Source organism: Veillonellaceae bacterium (genome assembly GCA_012523975.1).
GTDB lineage: Bacteria > Bacillota > Negativicutes > JAAYSF01 > JAAYSF01 > JAAYSF01.
The window spans coordinates 41485-54176 of the sequence record JAAYSF010000075.1 but is presented as its reverse complement, the minus strand read 5'-3'; the positions used below and the strand labels follow the sequence as shown (position 1 = coordinate 54176).

16 protein-coding genes are annotated in these 12692 nt (G+C 43.0%); 15 read left to right on the top strand and 1 reads right to left on the bottom strand.

Annotated features, from left to right (window positions below):
• The 6 genes from GX348_10810 to rimI all read left to right on the top strand — a co-directional run.
• Positions 1–1036, top strand: a 1036-nt coding sequence (locus GX348_10810; protein NLP42660.1) for an N-acetylmuramoyl-L-alanine amidase, incomplete at its 5' end; no start/stop codon positions are given.
• On the top strand, positions 1033–1617 hold the full coding sequence (locus GX348_10805) for a GerMN domain-containing protein (GenBank protein ID NLP42659.1): 585 nt from the start codon (positions 1033–1035) through the stop codon (positions 1615–1617). The genes GX348_10810 and GX348_10805, both read left to right, overlap by 4 nt.
• A 201-nt stretch (positions 1618–1818) precedes the next feature.
• Positions 1819–2838: a thiamine-phosphate kinase gene (thiL, locus tag GX348_10800; protein NLP42658.1), complete on the top strand. Its 1020-nt coding sequence runs from the start codon at positions 1819–1821 to the stop codon at positions 2836–2838.
• Positions 2825–3325 (top strand): tRNA (adenosine(37)-N6)-threonylcarbamoyltransferase complex ATPase subunit type 1 TsaE, encoded by a 501-nt coding sequence (gene tsaE, locus GX348_10795; protein NLP42657.1) that lies wholly within the window; start codon positions 2825–2827, stop codon positions 3323–3325. Before thiL ends, tsaE begins: the two co-directional genes overlap by 14 nt.
• Positions 3288–3989 (top strand): tRNA (adenosine(37)-N6)-threonylcarbamoyltransferase complex dimerization subunit type 1 TsaB, encoded by a 702-nt coding sequence (tsaB, locus tag GX348_10790; protein NLP42656.1) that lies wholly within the window; start codon positions 3288–3290, stop codon positions 3987–3989. The genes tsaE and tsaB overlap by 38 nt, the downstream gene beginning before the upstream one ends.
• A complete protein-coding gene (gene rimI / locus GX348_10785) occupies positions 3980–4432 on the top strand; it encodes a ribosomal protein S18-alanine N-acetyltransferase (protein NLP42655.1) in 453 nt (150 codons plus the stop codon). The genes tsaB and rimI overlap by 10 nt, the downstream gene beginning before the upstream one ends.
• A 114-nt stretch (positions 4433–4546) precedes the next feature.
• Here the strand turns inward: rimI and GX348_10780 are convergent, their stop codons facing one another.
• Complete coding sequence (locus GX348_10780; GenBank protein ID NLP42654.1) at positions 4547–4747, bottom strand: alpha/beta-type small acid-soluble spore protein; 201 nt, start codon at positions 4745–4747, stop codon at positions 4547–4549.
• A gap of 97 nt (positions 4748–4844) precedes the next feature.
• Between GX348_10780 and tsaD the strand changes: the two genes are divergently transcribed.
• From tsaD to pdaB, 9 genes are all read left to right on the top strand, one after another.
• Positions 4845–5903, top strand: coding sequence for a tRNA (adenosine(37)-N6)-threonylcarbamoyltransferase complex transferase subunit TsaD (gene tsaD, locus GX348_10775; protein NLP42653.1), 1059 nt, complete (start codon positions 4845–4847; stop codon positions 5901–5903).
• Positions 5904–6044: 141 nt separating this feature from the next.
• Positions 6045–7448, top strand: a complete 1404-nt coding sequence (locus GX348_10770) for a PAS domain S-box protein (protein ID NLP42652.1) — start codon at positions 6045–6047, stop codon at positions 7446–7448.
• Positions 7449–7460: 12 nt separating this feature from the next.
• Positions 7461–8039 (top strand): response regulator, encoded by a 579-nt coding sequence (locus GX348_10765; GenBank protein NLP42651.1) that lies wholly within the window; start codon positions 7461–7463, stop codon positions 8037–8039.
• A gap of 184 nt (positions 8040–8223) precedes the next feature.
• Positions 8224–8508 (top strand): co-chaperone GroES, encoded by a 285-nt coding sequence (locus GX348_10760; protein NLP42650.1) that lies wholly within the window; start codon positions 8224–8226, stop codon positions 8506–8508.
• Positions 8509–8556: 48 nt separating this feature from the next.
• Positions 8557–10209 carry a chaperonin GroEL gene (gene groL / locus GX348_10755; protein NLP42649.1) on the top strand — a complete coding sequence of 551 codons (1653 nt, stop codon included), beginning with the start codon at positions 8557–8559 and terminating at the stop codon, positions 10207–10209.
• A gap of 194 nt (positions 10210–10403) precedes the next feature.
• On the top strand, positions 10404–10601 hold the full coding sequence (locus GX348_10750; protein ID NLP42648.1) for a hypothetical protein: 198 nt from the start codon (positions 10404–10406) through the stop codon (positions 10599–10601).
• A gap of 151 nt (positions 10602–10752) precedes the next feature.
• Positions 10753–10914: a hypothetical protein gene (locus tag GX348_10745; protein NLP42647.1), complete on the top strand. Its 162-nt coding sequence runs from the start codon at positions 10753–10755 to the stop codon at positions 10912–10914.
• A 254-nt stretch (positions 10915–11168) separates the two neighbouring features.
• Entirely contained in the window at positions 11169–11807 is a 639-nt protein-coding gene (locus tag GX348_10740) for a hypothetical protein (GenBank protein ID NLP42646.1), read from the top strand.
• Positions 11808–11890: 83 nt separating this feature from the next.
• Positions 11891–12631, top strand: coding sequence for a polysaccharide deacetylase family sporulation protein PdaB (pdaB, locus tag GX348_10735; protein NLP42645.1), 741 nt, complete (start codon positions 11891–11893; stop codon positions 12629–12631).
• The last annotated feature ends 61 nt before the right edge of the window (positions 12632–12692 follow it).

Below are 12692 nucleotides of genomic sequence, written 5' to 3'. Positions count from 1 at the left end.
GGTTAATGCTAAAGCATCGGTTAATGCTAAAGCATCAGTTAATGCCAAAACTGAAATAACAAGTGTTAGGTATGCTGTACATAATGATGCTGTTACCGGTGAATCAAAACTAAGATTGGTTATTGATGCAACTGGTCCTGTTAAAGGTGAGGCCGTCTTAAAGGATTTGCCAGTTCCACGGCTTGAAATCAGTATAAAGGGCGCGGGTTTAGGCAGTATGGTAGCTGTCCAAGCGCTTGACGGAAAGATAGCAAATCAGGTAAAATTGATAGAGGCTAATGGCGTAACTAAACTTATCATAGATTTAGAGAATATGATTGACAAAACAGGTTACCGTGTTTTCTCCCTGCTCCGCGATGAAAAAGCGGACAAGCCCTATAGGGTAGTTGTTGACATTAACAAACCGGCCTTGCCGATTGTCTATAATTTTACGGCAGGATTAAAGGGGAAAACAATTGCGCTTGATCCCGGACACGGTGGCAGCGATCCTGGCGCTGTAGGGCCGGGCGGTACTAAGGAAAAAACGGTTACCTTGGCTGTTGCTCAGAAATTAGCAGTATTGTTGGAGAAGGCAGGCGCTAAGGTTGTCATGACGCGGCGCGGTGACAATGATGTATATGGAGCCAGTGCGACAGCGGCTGATGAACTGAAGGCAAGGACTACGTTAGCCGCTCTTAATAAGGCTGATATATTTGTCAGCATTCATGCTGATGCATTTACCAATTCCAAAGTAGGTGGCACTTCGACATTCTATTACCGAAAGTCAATGTATGATGCTCTATTGGCGCAAAGCATTCAGTCCAGTATTCTTAAAGCTAGCAAGCTTAATGACCGGCGGGTAAACTCGGCAAACTTTTATGTCATTAAAAAATCATTAATGCCGGCCGCGCTAGTTGAAATGGCCTTCATTACGAACCCGAATGAAGAGAAATTGCTCAATTCTCCAAAGTTTCAGCAAAAAATGGCACAGGGTATATATCAAGGGCTTGACCACTTCTTTGCCCAAGCTGCTAAAATTGGAGGTGGGCGCAAATGAGGTCAAGTATTAGGCTGCTATTTGGCTTATTGCTGAGTTTAACAGTATTGGTTTCCGGCTGTGACTCTAGTATACCGGTATCGAATAGCCAAAATGCCGGTAACGGAAAATCACTGCAAGGGCAAACTGCGCTTAGCGATAAGGACCGCGTGAATGCTGAAAATGCAGGCTTTATTAAAATTACGGTTTACCGGGCTACGCCCGATGCTATGTATTTAGTCCCAGAGGTTCACCAAGTTCCTCGTAACGAATCACCAGCTAAAACAGCTATTGAGCTTTTGATGGCTGATCCAACTATTAAGGATGTTGTATCGCCGATTCCGAAAGGGACAGAGCTCCGTAAGCTGCTTATAAAAGACGGCATTGCCTATGTTGATTTCAGTGATAAAATAGTCAAAAACAATGTTGGCGGCTCAGCGTCCGAGTTGCTTTTGGTCGGAGCCATTGTAAATACTTTGACAGAGTTTCCGGAAATAGAAAAGGTGCAGATTTTGGTAGAGGGTAAGACCGTTGAGACCATTTCCGGGCACGTCGACATTAGCGAACCGTTAAGTCGGTCATCCACGACTATAAAGAAATAATTTATACCGCTGCCAGTTATTCGGCAGCGGTATTTTATAATTTAGCGTCAAACTCCTTTGCTAGGGGCAATCCATATTTACCTCTATCCGTTTAAGATACAACTTTTTTTCCAGACGAGGCATAATACCAATGCAGGAAATGATAAAGCTAGCAAGAAGTGTTACAAGATGAGCGTTTATTACTAAATAATGGTGGTGTCTATGGAATTAAAGCAAGTTGGTGAATTTGGCTTAATTCACCTATTGAAAGATAATACAATATTCGATTCAAGCAGTGTGGTAATCGGAATTGGCGATGATACCGCCGTTACTTTACCGACTCCGCGCCAACTTCAACTGCTGACGACTGACATGTTAGTGGAACATGTTCATTTCGATCTAAAGACAACAACGCCCTGGCAGCTTGGTTATAAAGCTGTCGCTGTTAATTTAAGCGATATTGCCGCAATGGGTGGCATTCCCAAGCATGCTGTAATTTCAATTGCTATTCCCCAACAGCTTGATTTGGAATTTATCGTTGGCTTATATGACGGAATGAAGGAGATTTGTCGTGAGTTTGGCGTAAATATTATCGGTGGGGATACAGTATCTAGTCCGCATGGCCTTGTTATAAATGTTACTGTAGTCGGCGAAGTAGAACCGACAAATCTTGTAAGGCGATCCAGTGCTAAAGTAGGCGATGTCATTGTTATTACCGGGACACTCGGCAATTCAGCGGCTGGATTGGATTTATTGACTAAAGGCGACTGGGAGAACTATGACTTTGCATGGCCCTTAGTTACAGCCCATTTGACCCCGCGCCCGCAAATTAAGGTTGGCCGCGCTGTGGCAGAGCTTGGAGCTACAAGCATGAATGATATAAGCGATGGCTTAGCCAGCGAGCTTAATGAAATAGCGTCCGCTAGCGGGGTGGGAATGGTGATTCACGAGGCTAATATTCCTTTATTATCAGAAACAATTGAGGCCGCCGGGATATTCGGGAAAAAGGCGGTTGATTATGCTTTGTATGGCGGCGAAGATTTTCAGCTCCTATTTACGATCGAGCCTGATAAATATAAGCTGTTAGCCAATTTGGATTTAGGTATCAAAGTTACAGCAATTGGGGAAGTTGTAGAAAAAGATATCGGGGTGCTATTAATCGACTCCACTGGAAGCCAAAAGCATCTGGAGCCTCGAGGCTACAACCATTTTCGCCAGGAGGATTTGTATGTACATATTTAAAACTAAGTCGCCTGAGGAAACATTTAAGCTTGGCGCCCAGCTTGCCAAATTCCTTGCCGATGGCGATATTATCTGCCTGGCAGGTAATTTAGGGGCCGGAAAAACGGTCTTTGTCCAAGGTATTGCCAGTTCCCTAAATATCGAAGAGACTGTAACAAGCCCGACTTTCAATATATTAAACATCTATGAAGGGAGTTTATCAGTATATCACTTTGATCTTTATCGGCTGGATTATGCCGGCCAGCTGCTGGATATAGGATTTTATGAATATACTGCCGGCAGAAACGGCTTAGCAATAATTGAATGGCCGAATAAGTTTCCCGATGAGTTACCTGAGAACTATTTGTGGCTCGACATTAAACCAGGCGATAACGATAATGAACGGCTAATTTCTTTTAAACCACTGGGGCAACGTTATCAGCAGCTTTGTGAGGAGTTGAAATTAATAGATGATTCTTTCTTTAGATACAGCGACCCTAGTGTCTAGCGTCGCACTGGTCAGCGAAGAAAAACTTATTGCCGAACTAACTATTCAGACTAAAAAAACACACTCGGAAATGCTTATGCCGCATATTGAAAAGATTTTAAAATTGGCGGGTGTAAAAAAAACTGATTTAACTTTAGTGGCTGTCAGTATTGGCCCAGGTTCGTTTACCGGTCTTAGAATCGGACTGGCAACAGCTAAGGCGCTGGCCTACGCTCTAGCTATTCCGCTTGTCGGGGTATCAACTCTTGAGGCTCTGGCTTTTAATTGTCCGGTACCCGGCGCACTGCTTTCGCCGATGCTGGATGCGCAAAAGGGAAATGTCTACCAGGCTATATATAAATGGCAAAAACAGGGCCTAACCGAAGTATTGCCGCCCCGGGTAATCGGCTTTGAAGAATCGGTTTCGGAACTTACACAGCAAACAATGCCTGTGCTTATCTTAGGTGAAGGCGCAGTGATGCATGGAACAAAACTAGCCGGTCTAGCAAATCCAGTTGCAGCGACTGGAAATGTAGTAATGCCGCGGGCAGCAAGTGTTGGATTCTTGGCAAAAAGAAAGTTCGCGCAAGGACTCAGGCATGATGTTATGACTTTGGAGCCAATATACATCCGCCGCTCTGAAGCTGAGGAACTTTGGGAAAAACGGCATGGAGCATGCATATGAGTGATGTTTGTATCCGGCCGATGGAAGCAAAAGATATTGACGCTGTTCTGGAAGTTGAACGGCAGTCTTTTGATACACCTTGGTCGCGCGAAGCATTTGAAAATGAAGTCGATAATGACTTGGCATATTATCTTATTTTAGTAAATGAGAACCGGGTTATCGGATATGGAGGCATGTGGATTATTGTTGATGAAGCTCATATAACCAACATTGCTCTATTGCCGGCATACCGAGAGAAGGGCTTGGGAAAACGGCTGCTGTCGGCTATGATAAGTCTGGCTAAGGATAAAGGTGCTCGCAGCATGACATTGGAGGTTAGAGTATCCAACACGCCTGCTAAGAAGTTATATGACAGTTTCGGCTTCGAGGAATGCGGATTGCGGCAAGGATATTATACTGATAATAATGAAGATGCACTTATTATGTGGCTTAAATCGTTGTAAAAAAAACGCTGCTTACGCAGCTGGGGTGATTGTTATCTTAGAATATGCCAAAACTAGCTAGGATGTTACAGTGGCAATTAATTAGGGCGGCTGCCATGCCGCCCCTTAAGATATTTATTGGATAGTAGATTCATATTGCTCAATCATTTTACGAACCATCTGACCACCAACGCGACCGCAGTCAGCTGAGGTCATAGTGCTCCATCCTTGGGAACGTACTCGCTCGGCAATACCTAATTCCGAAGCAACTTCAAACTTCATCCGATCAAGAGCATTTTCAGCAGCAGGATTAACAGGTTTTCTCGAGCGTGCCATTTAGTTTCCCTCCTTTCAGGGCAGTTTTTTTTATTAGTGCCCGTTATTAATTTGGCTTAGTAGACATGTTAAAATACATGTAAATAATAGTAGCAGCATGGAGGATTTTGCTTTGACAAATTGTGATAGCGAGAAAAACAAGCAATGTTTAGTCTTAGGACTTGAAACAAGCTGTGATGAAACGTCAGCAGCTGTTATTGCCGATGGACGAATCATTTTATCAAATATAATATCTTCACAGGTACCGCTACACCAAAAATTCGGCGGGGTTGTTCCGGAAATTGCATCCAGAAAACATATTGAAAATGTTATGCCGGTAGTTGATCAGGCCCTCCGTGAAGCTGGCGTCAAACTAACCGATATAGCAGCCATTGGCGTTACCTATGGGCCGGGCTTAGTAGGGGCTTTGCTGGTAGGTGTTGCCGCCGCAAAGGCTTTGGCATTTGGGGCGGATAAACCGTTAGTGGGTGTAAATCATTTAGAAGGGCACATCTTTGCCAATTTTTTAGGACAGTCTGAGCTTGCTCCGCCCTTCGTCGCCCTGGTTGTATCAGGGGGGCATACTTCGCTGGTACATGTTAGAGATTATAATGATTTTGAACTTTTAGGTCAAACGCGCGACGATGCTGCCGGCGAGGCCTTTGATAAGATTGCTCGAGTCATGAATCTTCCTTATCCTGGAGGTCCTCATATCGACCGGTTAGCACGGCAAGGCAATCCTGAGGCCATTAACTTTCCGCGGGCATTGTCCTCTAAAGATAGTTTCGAGTTTAGTTTCAGCGGTCTTAAATCGGCCGTACTTAATTATCTAAATAGTGCCGCCCAGCGTGGCGAGGAAGTAAATCAGGCAAATGTTAGCGCCAGTTTTCAGGCTGCTGTTATCGAAGTTTTGGTTAATAAAGCAATGCAGGCAGTAAAGGTTTGCGGGGTAAACAGGTTAGTGTTGGCCGGTGGAGTTGCCGCAAATAGTCAGCTTAAGGAAAGCTTAACGAATGTCTGTAGCCAGGAAGGCATAGCTTTAAATTATCCGCCGCCAATACTCTGCACTGATAATGCGGCAATGATCGCCTGCAGGGCGTATTATCGCTATCAAGCTGGCTTACTATCCGATCTTCATCTTAATGCAGTACCGTCGTTAAAGCTAGGCGCAAAATAAACTCTTAGTTGTGGAAAACTGTCGGAATAATAACTGTGGATATGTGGGTAAATGCCGAAAAAGCAACAAAATTGCCAAAGGTTCGTGTGGATAAGATTGTGGAAAGTGTGGATAAACCGGGGATAAGTGGGTGGGAGTTATATGAATATGGTTGAAGATATTTGCCGTATGAATACAGACTTGGCGGCAGGACAGGTTGCTATGCTGACAAGTATTAGCCGACTTCTTGGCCTGGCTGCTGATTTAGCACACGCACAGGCTACAGTCTATGTTAAGGCCAAAACTGAAAACAACCTTGTAATTGTTGCTCAGTCATATCCAAATACAAGTTTCATTCAGTATAAGCCCAATCTTGTCGGCTCAGTCGTGGGCTCGACTGAGGAGCCGGTTTTATGGCGTACCCTTACAACAGGTCAGCCAATCAGTGGCCAGCGGGAATGGGATATCGGTATGTGGATTGATATGCAGACATTCGCAATACGTGATGCCAGCGGAAGTATCATCGCTGCTATAAGCTTTGAAACAAGTCTCGCTGAAGCAAGAGCATCGGGTTACAAAATCCTCATTGATGCGGCATTTCGTCTACTGACAACCGAACGAATAGCTGAAAATAAGCATTACCGGATGCTTTCTGCCAGTGATGGGGTTATTATTGTTGATGCTATTGGTTCAATCATCTTTGCTAATCCAGCTGCTGAGAGTATCTATAAAGTGTTTGGCATCAGCAAGGTTGTTGGCCGAAAAATTCTGGACCGGAAACTCAACATGCGTCTAGCACAAAAAGCTAGCTCAACAAAGACCCCCTGCGAGGCCGAATTCGAGATTGGCAATATAACCCTCGTGCAGCGGGCGATACCAATTATTGATAGCGGTCAGACAGTCAGGATTATTGTTATAATCTCGGACATTACCGAACTTAAGAAAAAAGAAAAAGAGTTGTTAATAAAGTCAGCTGTCATCCAGGAAATTCATCATCGCGTAAAGAATAACCTCCAAACAATAGCAAGCCTGCTGAGACTGCAGTCGCGGCGCACTAAGTCTGCCGAAGTTAAGGCCGCCCTGCAGGAAAGTGTCAATCGGATATTAAGCATTTCGGTTGTTCACGAGTTCTTATCCCAGCAAGACGCTGAATTTATCAATGTTGCCGAAGTTGCTCGCAATATTCTTGATATGGTCAGTCAAAATATGCTGGAACCGGATTTCAATCTTCAGGCCGTTTTTAAAGGTGAGACAATAATATTGCCGTCGGAACAAGCCAGCAGCTTGGCACTGGTCATTAATGAACTGGTTCAAAATTCAATTGAGCATGGTTTTATTGGCCGCCGCGAAGGGCTAATCGGTGTTGATATCAGAACACTACCCGAGGCCTATGAAATAGAAATATATGATAATGGTATTGGTATTTCCGAGGAATTTAATATAGATTCCTCAGGAAATCTGGGATTACAAATCGTGAGAACGTTAGTTGAAAATGATGTGGGCGGCAAGTTCTGCCTTTACGGCAATAAAGGAACTCACGCCCTGATTATAATCTCACGCATATGAGGGGGAGTGTGAATGGAGTCTTTGCGTATTGTTATTGCAGATAATGAATCGATAATCCGGATGGATCTCAAAGAAATTCTTCAAGAGGCCGGTCACACTGTTGTCGGAGAGGCAACTGACGGCCGTAAGGCGGTTGAACTTGTCCGAAAGCACCGGCCGGAACTAGTAATAATGGATATAAAAATGCCCGAAATGGATGGAATCACTGCCGCTAAGATTATTTCAAACGAAAAACTGGCTCCGGTACTTTTGCTGACAGCTTTCAGCCAGAAAGAAATAGTAGAAAAGGCTAAAGACTCCGGAGTGTTAGCCTACCTTGTTAAGCCAGTAAAAGAGACTAATTTGTTCCCGGCAATCGAAATTGCCATGTCGCGCTTTCAAGAATTTACAGAACTTGAGCGCGAACTGGAAGACGTAAAAAAATCGTTGGAAGCGCGTAAAATTCTTGATAAAGCGAAAGGCATTTTAATGGACGCCTACAAATTATCTGAGAGTGAAGCCTACCGACGAATTCAGCAGTACAGTATGAGCAAGCGCAAGTCAATCAGAGAGGTGGCAGAGGCTATTATTCATGCTGCTACCAAGAAATAATGAAAAAAAACTAGATTTTACTTGATATTTATTGATTTTTTTATGAAAAAATCGGTTTTTTCTGTTTTGAGCCCTTGATTTTTAGTAAGGGATTTTATATCATAAATTATGTAATTAGCACTCGCGTTAAGTGAGTGCTAACAATTAAGTTAATTTAAATTATCTATAAAGGGAGGTTTCTTTTATGATTAAGCCATTGGGCGACAGAGTAGTAATTAAAGTTCTCGAAGGGGAAACCACAACAAAAAGCGGTATCGTACTGCCGGATACTGCTAAAGAAAAACCGCAGCAAGGTGAAGTAATCGCTGTTGGTACCGGCAAAGTCCTTGATAACGGGCAGCGTGTAGCGCTCGATGTTAAAGCCGGCGACAAAATTATTTTCTCCAAATATGCTGGGACTGAAGTAAAATTTGATGGCCAAGAATATCTTATCGTAAGCGAAAGAGATATTCTAGCAGTTGTTGAGTAAGATCAATAAAACGTATAAATACGTATAAATACTAGGAGGTATACATAAATGGCTAAGCAAATTCTGTTTGACGAAGAAGCACGCCGCGCATTGGAAAGAGGCGTAAATGCTCTGGCAAACGCTGTTAAAGTTACTCTTGGACCTAAAGGCCGCAATGTTGTATTGGATAAAAAATTTGGCGCTCCGGCAATCACTAATGACGGTGTAACAATCGCCCGCGATATCGAATTAGAAGATCCGTTTGAAAACATGGGCGCACAGCTTGTAAAAGAAGTAGCAACCAAGACTAACGATGTAGCCGGTGACGGTACTACTACCGCTACTCTTTTAGCTCAAGCTATGATTCGCGAAGGCATGCGTAACGTTGCTGCCGGTGCTAACCCAATGATTCTTAAAAAGGGTATTCAAAAAGCAGTAACAACCCTTGTTGAAGAAATCAAGAAGAACGCTAAGCAAGTTGAAGACAAAGCTGCAATTGCTCAAGTTGCCTCGATCTCAGCCGGTGATGAAGAAATTGGTAACCTGATTGCTGAAGCTATGGAAAAAGTCGGTAAAGACGGCGTTATCACTGTTGAAGAATCAAAAGGTATGGGCACAAGCCTCGATGTTGTTGAGGGTATGCAATTTGACCGCGGATACATTTCCCCGTACATGATTACTGATACTGACAAAATGGAAGCAGTATTAAATGATCCTTACATTTTAATCACTGACCGTAAAATTGGTGCAATTGCTGACCTGCTGCCAGTATTAGAAAAAGTTGTACAGCAAGGTAAAGAATTGCTAATTATCGCTGAGGATGTTGAAGGCGAAGCTCTTGCTACACTCGTTGTTAACAAACTCCGCGGCACCTTCCGTGCTGTGGCTGTGAAAGCTCCTGGTTTTGGCGATCGCCGCAAAGCTATGCTTGAAGATATCGCAATTCTTACCGGTGGTACAGTTATCAGCGAAGAAGTCGGCCGCAAGCTTGACAGCGTAGATGTTTCTGACCTCGGACGTGCTCGTCAAATCCGGGTATCTAAAGAGGAAACTACAGTAGTTGACGGTGCTGGTGCTGCTAATGATATCAAAGGCCGTGTTGCTCAAATCAAAGCTCAGATTGAAGAAACTACTTCTGATTTTGATAAAGAAAAACTTCAAGAGCGTTTGGCTAAGCTGGCTGGCGGCGTAGCTGTTATCCAAGTTGGTGCTGCAACTGAAGTTGAATTGAAAGAGAAAAAGCTGCGCATCGAAGATGCTCTTAACGCTACTCGCGCTGCCGTAGAAGAGGGCATTGTTGCCGGCGGCGGCACAACCTTCATCGACGTACAAGACGCTCTTGCCGAGCTTAACCTGACCGGCGATGAAAAGACCGGCGTACAAATCGTTAAACGCGCCATTGAAGAGCCTGTTCGTCAAATTGCTGACAACGCTGGCCTGGAAGGTTCAGTTGTTGTTGAGAACGTTAAACGGGCCGGTAAAGGCAAAGGCTTTAATGCTTTGACCGAAGAATATGTTGATATGATTGCTGCCGGTATTGTTGACCCTGCTAAAGTTACCCGTTCTGCTCTGCAAAATGCAGCAAGCATTGCGGCAATGGTATTAACTACTGAAAGTATAGTTGCTGATAAACCGGAAAAAGATAATGGTGCTGCTGCAGCAGCTGCAATGGGCGGCATGGGCGGCATGGGCGGCATGGGCGGCATGGGCGGCATGATGTAGGAAGGCCAAAGGCTCAACTAGTTTCGGGCTTTCTTGGATTGTCTATCCTGCTTTAAACCACACGCACATCAAAATGTTAGAGGTTGTTCATAAGGAGATCGAACTTATGGACGGCCTCTTTTTTTCTACTCTTTTTCCATTTTTTCGCGTTGCAAAAGCTCATGTATATGATACGATGTGGTAGGGGTGTTATTATGCGGTATCTTAGTTTACTGTTGGGTATGCTTGCTACTGCAAGTCTAACTATAGCAATAGATAGCTTTTGGGAATCTTACGGAGTATCTATTGAAATAGCTGAAATAGTTAGTTTAATGTCGGCAATACCATTTATTGGCTTGATATTTTACCTGGAAGGCTTTTTTGCTGATAATGAAACCTACGATCGTTGGTAATAAAGCATATATTATGAGATTGCTACCGCTTTATTCGACGGTAATCTTCATTTTGGGACATTTTTCCTAACAAAATAAGACTATTTGGTTGCTTAAATCCTGGAAAATTATTCTATAATAATAATAGAACTATTCTTTTTGAGGTGATCAAATGATTGAAAAAACCATCCTAAGAGAATTAATACAAAAGTACTTTTCTGAGGGTAGTGATGATCAAATCAGTATGCTGGTCGAAGCATTAGGGAAAGAGCTTGACCAAGTAGAGGCGGCAGCAGATAGTTCTATTCTTATAAAATCAAAGAATATACATTGAAATGTTTATTAAACTGATAATTTAAGGGGGCCAAATAGAAATGCAGTATTTTTTATATTTTATAATTATCGCTAGTGTGGCAACGCTATTTTATTTAGTGCGTTCGCTTCCTAAAAATGAATAACTTGAACTCCACAGCATCAAATAGACTAGATTTTTTTCGAAACCCCTTCTATAATATAAGAAGGGTTGTTTTTTTTTTGAAATTTGGTTGTTTTATGGCATATTATATAAGTTATTAGGGGGATAGAAATTTGGCAAATGATATAGTAAAACGAGGACCATTACCATCCTTAACCTTGGACAAGGCTTTTATGAATGAATTATGGGACAATATCGCGGCAGACGGAGAATTTGCTTGGGTGGCGAAAGTCGGAACAGGCGGCGATATGTTAGGTAGGCAGGAAAACCGCCCTGAGCAGGAAATTACCGATTGGAATGAATTGCTTGAATTACTTGAATCCCTTCCGCGGATTGATAGCATTAATATTATGGTAGAAATTGCTGGTAAAGGCGTAATAGGTATTGTCTTTAGGAATTTTAACCCGGCAGGGGGTATTCTAGCTGTAAGCACCGATGATGAGGCTTGGGGAGAAGCAAAGTATAAGAGTTTGCGGGAATTGTTCCAGGCCAAAAAGTTGCCCTTTTCTAGCAAGTTATATACCAGATTAGGGTTTGGGGTTGTACAAACCGTGATTCCATTGTCGGTATCGTTTGTCACAATCATGCTTATCGCAGGCTTATTAATACCTACCTATATCCGACAAAGTGAGTTAATCTGGTGGATTACGGCCTTAACCTTGATTCTAACGTTGCGGCTTGCCTATTCTATCTCAGACAAGCTGATAATCTATGTCATGAAAAACTATCCATATATTCGTTGGCTTTCATAAACTGCCCCCCTTCTGCATAGATACTAGTGGATACCCGGCTCTGGCGATTCCGGAACGGGATTTATGCGGAAGGGGGTTTTTATATGATAATAAATTTACGGCGCTTTTTCTATCATCGTCATATTTTTTACAGTATTATCGGGTTATTTGCAATTGGTACTCTTTATGTCCAAGTAGCGGATATGATTGATACCGGCCCGATAGCCATTGCTGGAACACGTACCGATCAAAAAGTTGTTGCGCTGACGTTTGACCATTCTTGGGGGAATAAATTTACGCCGTCCATATTGGATACGTTAAAACAAAATGATGTTAAGGTAACTTTCTTCATCATGGGGCCATGGTCGCAGAAGTATCCTGAAGTAGCTAAACGAATGGTTGCAGATGGACATCAAATTGGAAGCCATGGCTATCGACATGAAAACTATGGTGATATGTCGGCCGAATGGGTTCGTGAGGACATGCAGAAAGCTCATAACCTGATTAAGGAAGTTACTGGCGTCGATGCTACCCTAATCAGACCGCCTAACGGTCACTATAGCAAGCAGTCATTAAAAGTGGCTGATGAATTAGGATATAAAACAATTATTTGGAATGTTGATTCACTGGATTGGAAAAACCCGGGACGCGATGTTATTGTTGAAAGAGTTATGAAACGACTAAAGCCTGGAGCAATTATTTTAATGCATGCATCGGATACACCGGTGCAGACAGCCGATGCGCTACCGATTCTGCTGCAGAAGATTAAAGCTGAAGGCTATCAAATAGTGACTGTCGGCGAGTTAATGACAAATTATGCTGAAAAAGGTGTTCAACGCCATTAAGTATAATAGGTTGGTAGGATTGTACGGTATAACCGAACAATCCTTTTTATTTACCAGAATT

What these genes read in the sequence shown, in the direction of transcription:
- thiL (NLP42658.1), top strand. Translation starts at nt 1,819, where the DNA reads ATGGAATTAAAGCAAGTTGGTGAATTTGGCTTAATTCACCTATTGAAA.
- GX348_10770 (NLP42652.1), top strand. Translation starts at nt 6,045, where the DNA reads ATGAATATGGTTGAAGATATTTGCCGTATGAATACAGACTTGGCGGCA.
- tsaE (NLP42657.1), top strand. Translation starts at nt 2,825, where the DNA reads ATGTACATATTTAAAACTAAGTCGCCTGAGGAAACATTTAAGCTTGGC.
- GX348_10750 (NLP42648.1), top strand. Translation starts at nt 10,404, where the DNA reads ATGCGGTATCTTAGTTTACTGTTGGGTATGCTTGCTACTGCAAGTCTA.
- rimI (NLP42655.1), top strand. Translation starts at nt 3,980, where the DNA reads ATGCATATGAGTGATGTTTGTATCCGGCCGATGGAAGCAAAAGATATT.
- tsaB (NLP42656.1), top strand. Translation starts at nt 3,288, where the DNA reads ATGATTCTTTCTTTAGATACAGCGACCCTAGTGTCTAGCGTCGCACTG.
- GX348_10805 (NLP42659.1), top strand. Translation starts at nt 1,033, where the DNA reads ATGAGGTCAAGTATTAGGCTGCTATTTGGCTTATTGCTGAGTTTAACA.
- pdaB (NLP42645.1), top strand. Translation starts at nt 11,891, where the DNA reads ATGATAATAAATTTACGGCGCTTTTTCTATCATCGTCATATTTTTTAC.
- GX348_10780 (NLP42654.1), bottom strand. Translation starts at nt 4,747, where the DNA reads ATGGCACGCTCGAGAAAACCTGTTAATCCTGCTGCTGAAAATGCTCTT.
- GX348_10765 (NLP42651.1), top strand. Translation starts at nt 7,461, where the DNA reads ATGGAGTCTTTGCGTATTGTTATTGCAGATAATGAATCGATAATCCGG.
- GX348_10745 (NLP42647.1), top strand. Translation starts at nt 10,753, where the DNA reads ATGATTGAAAAAACCATCCTAAGAGAATTAATACAAAAGTACTTTTCT.
- GX348_10760 (NLP42650.1), top strand. Translation starts at nt 8,224, where the DNA reads ATGATTAAGCCATTGGGCGACAGAGTAGTAATTAAAGTTCTCGAAGGG.
- groL (NLP42649.1), top strand. Translation starts at nt 8,557, where the DNA reads ATGGCTAAGCAAATTCTGTTTGACGAAGAAGCACGCCGCGCATTGGAA.
- tsaD (NLP42653.1), top strand. Translation starts at nt 4,845, where the DNA reads ATGGAGGATTTTGCTTTGACAAATTGTGATAGCGAGAAAAACAAGCAA.